The sequence below is a fragment of the Streptomyces sp. ISL-36 genome, from assembly GCF_018614205.1.
Taxonomy (GTDB): domain Bacteria; phylum Actinomycetota; class Actinomycetes; order Streptomycetales; family Streptomycetaceae; genus Streptomyces.
Genome location: NZ_JAGGOS010000119.1, coordinates 19,663 through 27,837, shown reverse-complemented (window position 1 = coordinate 27,837; position 8,175 = coordinate 19,663). Strand labels below are relative to the sequence as shown.

At 73.1% G+C, this 8,175-nt stretch carries 8 protein-coding genes; 4 read left to right on the top strand and 4 right to left on the bottom strand.

Annotated features, from left to right (window positions below; all coding sequences use genetic code 11):
• On the bottom strand, positions 1 to 820 hold an 820-nt coding region (locus tag J7E93_RS28045; protein ID WP_374105442.1), incomplete at its 3' end, for an RNA polymerase sigma factor.
• Positions 821 to 993: 173 nt separating this feature from the next.
• Here J7E93_RS28045 and radA point away from each other — a divergent pair.
• A complete protein-coding gene (gene radA, locus J7E93_RS28040) occupies positions 994 to 2,397 on the top strand; it encodes a DNA repair protein RadA (RefSeq protein WP_215072769.1) in 1,404 nt (467 codons plus the stop codon).
• A 36-nt stretch (positions 2,398 to 2,433) separates the two neighbouring features.
• On the opposite strand, the gene J7E93_RS37455 is transcribed toward radA, so the two are convergent.
• The gene (locus J7E93_RS37455; protein ID WP_308368813.1) at positions 2,434 to 3,318 is read right to left on the bottom strand and encodes an IS4 family transposase; all 885 of its coding nucleotides are present in this window, start codon (positions 3,316 to 3,318) and stop codon (positions 2,434 to 2,436) included.
• Positions 3,279 to 3,740 carry a transposase domain-containing protein gene (locus J7E93_RS37450; protein ID WP_308368812.1) on the bottom strand — a complete coding sequence of 154 codons (462 nt, stop codon included), beginning with the start codon at positions 3,738 to 3,740 and terminating at the stop codon, positions 3,279 to 3,281. The genes J7E93_RS37455 and J7E93_RS37450 overlap by 40 nt, the downstream gene beginning before the upstream one ends.
• Before the next feature lie 451 nt (positions 3,741 to 4,191).
• Between J7E93_RS37450 and disA the strand changes: the two genes are divergently transcribed.
• Positions 4,192 to 5,316: a DNA integrity scanning diadenylate cyclase DisA gene (disA, locus tag J7E93_RS28030; protein ID WP_215072768.1), complete on the top strand. Its 1,125-nt coding sequence runs from the start codon at positions 4,192 to 4,194 to the stop codon at positions 5,314 to 5,316.
• Between the two features lie 77 nt (positions 5,317 to 5,393).
• Here the strand turns inward: disA and J7E93_RS28025 are convergent, their stop codons facing one another.
• Positions 5,394 to 6,236, bottom strand: coding sequence for a hypothetical protein (locus tag J7E93_RS28025; RefSeq protein WP_215072767.1), 843 nt, complete (start codon positions 6,234 to 6,236; stop codon positions 5,394 to 5,396).
• 181 nt (positions 6,237 to 6,417) lie between these two features.
• On the opposite strand from J7E93_RS28025, the gene J7E93_RS28020 reads away from it, so the two are divergent.
• Positions 6,418 to 7,140 (top strand): phosphatase PAP2 family protein, encoded by a 723-nt coding sequence (locus J7E93_RS28020; RefSeq protein WP_215072766.1) that lies wholly within the window; start codon positions 6,418 to 6,420, stop codon positions 7,138 to 7,140.
• A gap of 22 nt (positions 7,141 to 7,162) precedes the next feature.
• A complete protein-coding gene (locus tag J7E93_RS28015; protein WP_251067197.1) occupies positions 7,163 to 8,086 on the top strand; it encodes an A/G-specific adenine glycosylase in 924 nt (307 codons plus the stop codon).
• Positions 8,087 to 8,175 lie beyond the last annotated feature (89 nt).

Genomic DNA, 8,175 nt, shown 5'->3' with positions numbered 1-8,175 from the left:
GCCGGCCCGGCGAGATCGTCGCCGCCGCCCCGGGCCAGGGGCCGCCCGCGCCCGCGCGCTCGGCGGCCCTGCGGCAGCGCGGGCAGTCGTCGACGTGGCGGACCAGTTCGGTGCGCAGGGTCGAGGAGAGCAGGACCTGGTGGTCACCGGTGAGCCGGGCGACGGTGGGGCAGTTGCCGGTCTCGACGACCGCGAGAGCGGCCCGCGTCCGTTCCACCTCGCAGGCGGCGGAGGCGAGCAGTTCGCGTGTGGCGAGTGCGTCCAGGGAGAGTACGGCGGCGACTTGGCGGTGGCCGAGTCCGTGGCGGACGGCGAGCTCGAGGGCCTCGCGCTGCTCGGGGGTGGTACCGGCGGCCTCCGGCCAGGCCAGGAGGGCCAGTTCGGCGCGGCGGCGCTCGGCGACCTCATCGGAGACGCGGGGCGGCTCGGGCGGGGCGACGGCGGGGCGGCCGGTGTGCGCGCCCTGCCGCTTGCGGCGCTGCTCGCCGAGGCTGCGCAGACAGGCCCAGCGGGCGAGGGCGTAGAGCCACGCCGTGCGCCCGTCCTCGTCGGCCGGGCAGCGCCCTTGGTGGCGCTCGGCGATCGCGAGGACGTCGCCGAGCACGGCGGTCGCCGCGTCGTGGTCGCAGAGCACGGAGAGGCAGTAGGTGAACAGGCCGTTCAGATACCCCTCGTAGCGGGCGGGCGGGTGCTGGCCGAGGGTGCGGGGCCCGGCGGGGGCGCCGTCGGAGCCCACGGCGGCCGGTCGGGACGGCGCGCGGCGGTGCGCCCGGTGTGCGCCGGTGGTGTGGGTGGGGGGTTCCAGCCTGCTGCTCGTCACCCGGCGACCGTAGGCAAGGGAAGGCGGCGTCCTCGCACCCCTTGAACACTTTTAATCCTTACGGGTGAACGTATCCCTCAAAAGGGGACAGGAACCCGTCATTCCGCCGGGTTGTGCGCCGCCCGCGCCCGCTGCGGAACTCGATGTCAGTGGGGGCCGCTACGGTTCGGTGCATGGCTGCCCGTACGAAATCCGCCAAGGACCGGCCGTCCTACCGCTGCACCGAATGCGGCTGGACCACCGCCAAATGGCTCGGCCGTTGCCCCGAGTGCCAGGCCTGGGGGACGGTCGAGGAGTATGGCGCGCCCGCTGTCCGCACGACCGCCGCGGGCCGTGTCTCCACGGCCGCGCTGCCCATCGGCCAGGTCGACGGCCGGCAGGCCACGGCCCGCAGCACCGGGGTCGACGAGCTCGACCGGGTCCTCGGCGGGGGCCTGGTGCCCGGCGCGGTGGTGCTGCTCGCGGGTGAGCCGGGCGTCGGCAAGTCCACGCTGCTGCTCGACGTCGCCGCGAAGGCCGCGAGCGACGAGCACCGCACGCTGTACGTCACCGGCGAGGAGTCCGCGAGCCAGGTGCGGATGCGCGCCGACCGGATCAACGCGCTCAGCGACCACCTCTACCTGGCCGCCGAGACGGATCTCTCCGCCGTCCTCGGCCACCTCGACGCCGTGAAGCCCTCGCTCCTGATCATGGACTCGGTGCAGACCGTGGCCTCCCCCGAGATCGACGGGGCGCCGGGCGGCATGGCCCAGGTCAGGGAGGTCGCCGGGGCGCTGATCCGCGCCTCCAAGGAGCGCGGGATGTCCACGCTGCTCGTCGGGCACGTGACCAAGGACGGGGCGATCGCCGGACCGCGCCTCCTGGAGCACCTGGTCGACGTGGTCCTCTCCTTCGAGGGCGACCGGCACGCGCGCCTGCGGCTGGTCCGCGGTGTGAAGAACCGGTACGGGGCGACGGACGAGGTGGGCTGCTTCGAACTGCACGACGAGGGAATCACGGGTCTGGCCGACCCGTCCGGGCTGTTCCTGACCCGGCGCGACGTGGCGGTTCCCGGGACCTGTCTGACGGTGACCCTGGAAGGCCGCCGGCCGCTCGTGGCCGAGGTGCAGGCGCTGACGGTCGACTCGCAGATCCCGTCGCCGCGCCGGACGACCTCGGGCCTGGAGACCTCCCGGGTCTCGATGATGCTGGCCGTCCTGGAGCAGCGCGGACGGATCACCGCGCTCGGCAAGCGGGACATCTACTCGGCGACGGTCGGCGGGGTGAAGCTCTCCGAGCCGGCCGCCGACCTGGCGATCGCGCTGGCTCTGGCCTCCGCGGCCAGCGACACCCCGCTGCCGAAGAACCTGGTCGCGATCGGCGAGGTCGGTCTCGCGGGCGAGGTCCGCCGGGTCACGGGCGTGCAGCGGCGACTGGCGGAGGCCCACCGGCTCGGCTTCACCCACGCCCTGGTCCCGACCGACCCGGGCCGGGTGCCCGCGGGGATGAAGGTGACGGAGGTCGCGGACATAGGGGACGCGCTCAGGGTGCTGCCGAGAAGCCGCCGTGCCGCCGCCCCGAAGGCCGAGGAGAGCTAGAGGCAACGCCGTTCAGTTAGGGCGGGGCTGGGGCTGTCAAGGGTCGGTCGTGAGCATGTTGATGCTGATGGTGGCCTTGTAGGTGGCTCGGTCGATGGCGGGTCCGCGGGCGTTGTACTTGGAGATCGCTCGTTTGACGATGCGGTCTTTGGTGCGGACCCGCCGTTCAGGCATGAGCTGGGCCAGCACGTGGCGGCCGATGACCCCGACCAGGTCGATGGCGGTGTCGGCGATGATGCCCGCCGCCAGGACGAGCTGGTCGCGGGCGGCGGACAACGCGACCGTGAAGCCGGCCCGGTCCGGATCGGTGCCCGGGACGCTGTCGGTGGCATCCGTCATCGCGGTCCGCAGCGCCTGGTAGGCGACCAGCAGTGCCCAGACCTCCTGTTCGACCCCGGCCGGGATGCGGGCGCGCAGGACCCGCCCGCCCAGGACCGTGGATTTGAGCTCCGCGTAAGCCGTTTCGATCTCCCAGCGTTCGTGGTAGAGCCGGATGAGTTCGGTGGCTGGGTATGCCGACGGATCGGTGAGGGTGGTCAGCAGCCGGTAGTGGCCGGTGCGGGCCCCTCGGGACGTGACGATGCTGATCTCGGCGTCGATGACCCGGACGGTCAGCGCTCCGAGCCGGGCCAGGAACGAGCCGTCGTCGCAGCGGGCCACCGGTGGCAGCCTCCGTCCGGACTTGCACCGCACCAGCAGGTGCGCACCGGTGGTGGCCAGGCGGTTCAGCAGACCGGCGGCGGCGAAGTTCCGGTCGCCCAGCAGCAGCATTCCGGCGCGCAGATCGCCTGTCAGCCGGCCGGCGTACTCCAGCTCGCCGGTGGTGGCCGGGCCGAACACCGCCCCGATCACCGCCCGGGTCCCACAGGCCACCAGTGCCGTCAGCCGGATCTGCGGATAGCCCCCGGCCCCGTGTTGCACCGCTGTTTGGCGAACACCGCGAGGTTCGCCGGGGCGTCCGGCACCGGCAGCAGCGTGCCGTCGACCGCGACGACCAGCAGCCCGCGCCACCGCGTCGCGGTCGCGGTCGTGGCCGCCGGGCCGCGTACCAGGTCGAACAGCGCCTTCAACGGCGCCGCCCCCAGACGCTGGCGGGCCTGCCGTAACGCGCTGCCGCTCGGCCTGGCGGGCGCCAGGCCCGCCAGACCGGCACACAACCGGTCGAAGACCTGCCGGTAGCCCAGCTCGGTGAACAACGCCCCGGCCAAGAGCAGATACACGGTGACCCGTGCCGGCACCAGACGGACCCGCTGCTGGACCGCCCGGGTCGCCGTCAGGACGTCGTCGACCATTTCGAACGGCACGATCCAGGTCAGCTCGCCGACATGACCTGGCGCGAACACCCCGGCCGCTACCCTGACGGTCCGCGTTATGGCAGCCTGTTCCAACAGCGGAGCTCCCGTGGTGAGGATGTCTTGGAGTGACAGACCTCTTCTACGGCAGCTCCGCTGCTTTGCCTACCGGCAAGACTTGACGAACAGGCCCCGCGCCTAACTGAACGGCGTTGGAGCTAGAGGACCAGGAAGGGCAGGCGGCCGCGGAGAGCCAGGGGCCGTGGAGAGGGCGGGGCCCACCCCTTGCGTCCGGGACCCGCCCGCCGATGGCCCGGACCACGCCCGCCAGTGGCCCCGGGCCGCGACCCTCGGTGGATCGGGCGGCGTCGTGCCGCGGTGTACGGGAGCGGCTCGCGGGGCAAGCCCCGCACGGGGCGCGCGGCGCGCGGCGAAGGGGCGCCGGGTCGTGTCGCTAGACTTTGCCCTGGTCTCGCCCATCCGTACGAGCCGGAGGAGTGCAGTGGCAGCCAAGGACGGGGCAGCAGCTCCCGGAAAGTCCGGCGCGGGCTCCGGCATCGAGGCGCTCATGCGCGCCTCGCTCAGCGCCGTCGCCCCCGGCACCGCCCTGCGCGACGGCCTGGAGCGCATCCTCCGGGGCAACACCGGTGGCCTCCTCGTCCTCGGTATGGACAAAACGGTTGAATCGATGTGTACCGGCGGCTTCGTGCTGGACGTCGAGTTCACCGCGACGCGCCTGCGTGAGCTCTGCAAGCTCGACGGCGCGCTCATCCTCGACAAGGACATCACCAAGATCCTTCGGGCCGGCGTCCAGCTCGTCCCGGACGCCTCCATCCCCACCGAGGAGACCGGCACCCGCCACCGCACCGCGGACCGGGTCTCCAAGCAGTGTGGTTTTCCCGTCGTCTCCGTCTCGCAGTCCATGCGCCTGATCGCGCTGTACGTGGACGGTGAACGGCGGGTCCTGGAGGAGTCGGCCGCGATCCTCTCCCGCGCCAACCAGGCGCTCGCGACCCTGGAGCGGTACAAGCTCCGCCTGGACGAGGTCGCCGGCACGCTCTCCGCCCTGGAGATCGAGGACCTCGTGACCGTCCGGGACGTCACGGCCGTCGCCCAGCGTCTGGAGATGGTCCGCCGGATCGCCACCGAGATCGCCGAGTACGTGGTCGAGCTGGGCACCGACGGCCGCCTTCTCTCCCTCCAGCTCGACGAGTTGATCGCGGGCGTCGAGCCCGAGCGGGAGCTCGTCATCCGCGATTACGTGCCCGAGCCCACCGCGAAGCGCTCCCGCACGGTCTCCGAGGCGCTGACCGAGCTCGACGCGCTCAGCCACGCCGAGCTCCTCGAACTGCCCATCGTGGCCAGGGCCCTGGGCTACAGCGGCTCCCCCGAGACGCTGGACTCCGCGGTCTCCCCGCGCGGCTACCGGCTCCTCGCCAAGGTGCCCCGGCTGCCCGGCGCGATCATCGAGCGGCTCGTGGAGCACTTCGGCGGTCTGCAGAAGCTGCTCGCGGCGAGCGTCGACGATCTCCAGACCGTCGACGGCGTCGGCGAGGCCCGGGCGCGCAGCGTGCGCGAGGGCCTCTCCCGGCTGGCGGAGTCCTCGATCCTGGAGCGGTACGTGTAGGACCCTGCGGGAAGGGGGCCGTACGGGATCTCCCGTACGGCCCCTTCCGTCTGCCGACCGACTGACTTCTGTCCGCGTCAGTCCTTGGCCAGCGTGAACGATGCCGGCAGGACCTTCACGCCCGGCATCGCCGCCTCGACCAGATAGGTGCCGGGGCCCACCGGGGCCGCCGGGGCGGTGGCGCACTGCGGAGCGCTCTGCTTGCGGTCCCACTCCACCGTGTACGTGATCGTCGAGCCCGCCGGTACCCTGAGCAGGACGCCGGCGGCCGGACGCGGACAGTCCCGGGAGGACCAGACCTCGTCGTCCTTGCTGTCACTGATCGTCAGAACAGCGATCTTCGGGCTGAAATCGGCTTTGCAGTCGGTGGCCGAGGTGTTCTTGGCGACCAGCTGGAAGCGCGGCTTCTCGCCCGGCTCGTACGAGACCTTGGTGCTGCGGAGCGTCAACTGCAGCGCTCCGGGCGCGCAGTTCGGCAGCGGCGAATTGGCCGGAACCTGCTGTCCGGAGCTCGCTCCGGCGCCGCCGTCGCCACCCGCGCCGTCCGTGTCACCGTTCTTGCCACCGCTCTCCGCGCCGGTGTTCGCGCCGGTGTTCGCGCCCGCGCCCGTGCCGGCGTCCGCGCCACCCGGCTCCGTACCGCTGTCGCCGCCGGTGTTCTCGCCGGAGTCTCCCGACTCATCGCGTCCGCCCGGCTGTTCACTGATCGCAGGCCCGGAACCGGAAGGTCCGGGTGTGATCGAGGGAACCGGAGAAGAGCCGTTGGAGGCGTCGTTCGTCTTCTTCCCCCCGCCGTCACCCGAGGTGACGGCCCAGAGGGCCAGCAGCGCCATAAGTGCGATCAGGCACAGCGCGATTGCCCTCCGTCGCCAGTAGATGGAGGAGGGAAGCGGCCCGACCGGATTGCGCAGTGATCCCACGCCACGAACCTTACGAGAGATCAGCGCCAACTCCCTCCCCACCCGCCGCCCCGAGCACCAAGTTTTGCCGATGATCACATCCGGAACCGCCTCAGGGCCGCCGACCCCCACTTTCGTCAGGGGTCACGGTGGCCCTTCGCCACGAGCGCCGTCCTTCGGCCGCCGGTTAGCGTCTCCGACCATGAACAACCTCTCCGACCTCCCCGACCTCTCCCACCCCTCCACGCTCGCCGCTCCCTCCGGCCTCTCGGGCCCCAACGTCTCGGGCGATCTGTATCTCGACGTCGCCGACTTCGCCCACACCACCCCGCACTGGTTCCGGTGGCTCGCCGAGGTGTGGACGGAAGCGGGGCTGCTGCTCTTCGGCGTGCTGTTCCTCGTCGGCTGGTGGCGGGCCAGAGCCGGGCGGAGCGACGCGATGGCCCTCGCGCTGCTCGCGCCGCTCGCGACCGCCTTCGGGTACGTGGTGAGCGAGGTGCTCAAGTCGCTGGTGGACGAGGAACGTCCGTGCCGGGCCGTCGCGGGCGCACCCACCCCGCTCGTCCCCTGCCCGCCGATCGGCGACTGGTCCTTCCCGAGCAACCACGCCGCCATCGCGGGCGCCGCGGCGGTCGCGCTCGCCCTGTCCTGGCGCGGGATCGTCTGGCTGACCGCGCCGATGGCGCTGCTCATGGCCTTCTCCCGGGTCTTCGTCGGCGTCCACTACCCGCACGACGTGACGGTGGGCCTGCTGCTCGGCGCGGCGGTCGCCCTCCTCGTCGTCAAGGCGGTGACCCGGCCCGTAGGGGCGCTGGTGGAAACGGCCCGGTCGAGCCGCAACGGCGCAGTGGTGTGGTGCGCCGGGCGCGGGCCGCGCCCGCGCGCCTCCGCGCGCCCCGAGGGCGTGCGGCACGGCACGTACTAGACGTGCCAGGATCGGGGGTGCCATGACTTCCATCGACACCCCCCTCACCGACGCCCCCGTCGCCCCGGCAACCGCCGCCGAACTGCACGGGCCCGTCCTCGCCTGGTTCGACCGCCACGCCCGCGACCTGCCCTGGCGCCGCCCGGAAGCGGGGGCCTGGGGCGTGATGGTCAGCGAGTTCATGCTGCAGCAGACCCCCGTCGTGCGGGTCCTGCCGGTGTACGAGCAGTGGCTCGCGCGCTGGCCGCGCCCGGCCGATCTGGCGGCGGAGGCGCCCGGCGAGGCCGTGCGCGCCTGGGGCAGGCTCGGCTACCCCCGGCGCGCGCTCCGGCTGCACGCGGCCGCCGTGGCCATAACGGAGCGGCACGGAGGCGACGTACCGAGCGAGCACGCCTCGCTGCTCGCGCTGCCCGGGATCGGGGAGTACACGGCGGCGGCGGTGGCCTCGTTCGCGTACGGGCAGCGGCACGCGGTCCTCGACACCAACGTCCGCCGGGTGTTCGCCCGGGCGGCCACCGGCATCCAGTACCCGCCGAACGCCACCACCGCCGCCGAGCGCCGGCTCGCGCGGGAGCTGCTGCCGCGGGACGAGGGGACGGCGGCCCGCTGGGCGGCGGCGTCCATGGAGCTCGGCGCGCTGGTGTGCACCGCGAAGAACGAGGACTGCGGGCGCTGCCCGATCGCGACGCGGTGCGTCTGGCGGCTCTCCGGGAAGCCGGCCCACGACGGCCCGCCGCGGCGCGGCCAGACGTACGCGGGGACCGACCGTCAGGTGCGCGGCAGGCTCCTCGCCGTGCTCCGGGAGGCGGTTGCCGCGGTACCGCAGTCCGCTCTGGACGCGGTCTGGGACGAGCCGGTGCAGCGCGCCCGCGCGCTCGACGGTCTGGTCGCCGACGGCCTGGTGGAACCGCTGGAGGGTGGCCTCTACCGCCTGCCGCAGTCCTGAGCGGCCGGGGTACGGACGGGCCACCGCCGCGGCTCCCGTCCGGGGCCCGAGAAGCCCCCTCCCGTCCAGGGCCCGGCAGCGGCAGCCCG

Bases quoted from the DNA above. Each gene is read 5' to 3' on its own strand.
- radA (WP_215072769.1), top strand. From the start codon at position 994: ATGGCTGCCCGTACGAAATCCGCCAAGGACCGGCCGTCCTACCGCTGC.
- J7E93_RS28020 (WP_215072766.1), top strand. From the start codon at position 6,418: ATGAACAACCTCTCCGACCTCCCCGACCTCTCCCACCCCTCCACGCTC.
- J7E93_RS28015 (WP_251067197.1), top strand. From the start codon at position 7,163: ATGACTTCCATCGACACCCCCCTCACCGACGCCCCCGTCGCCCCGGCA.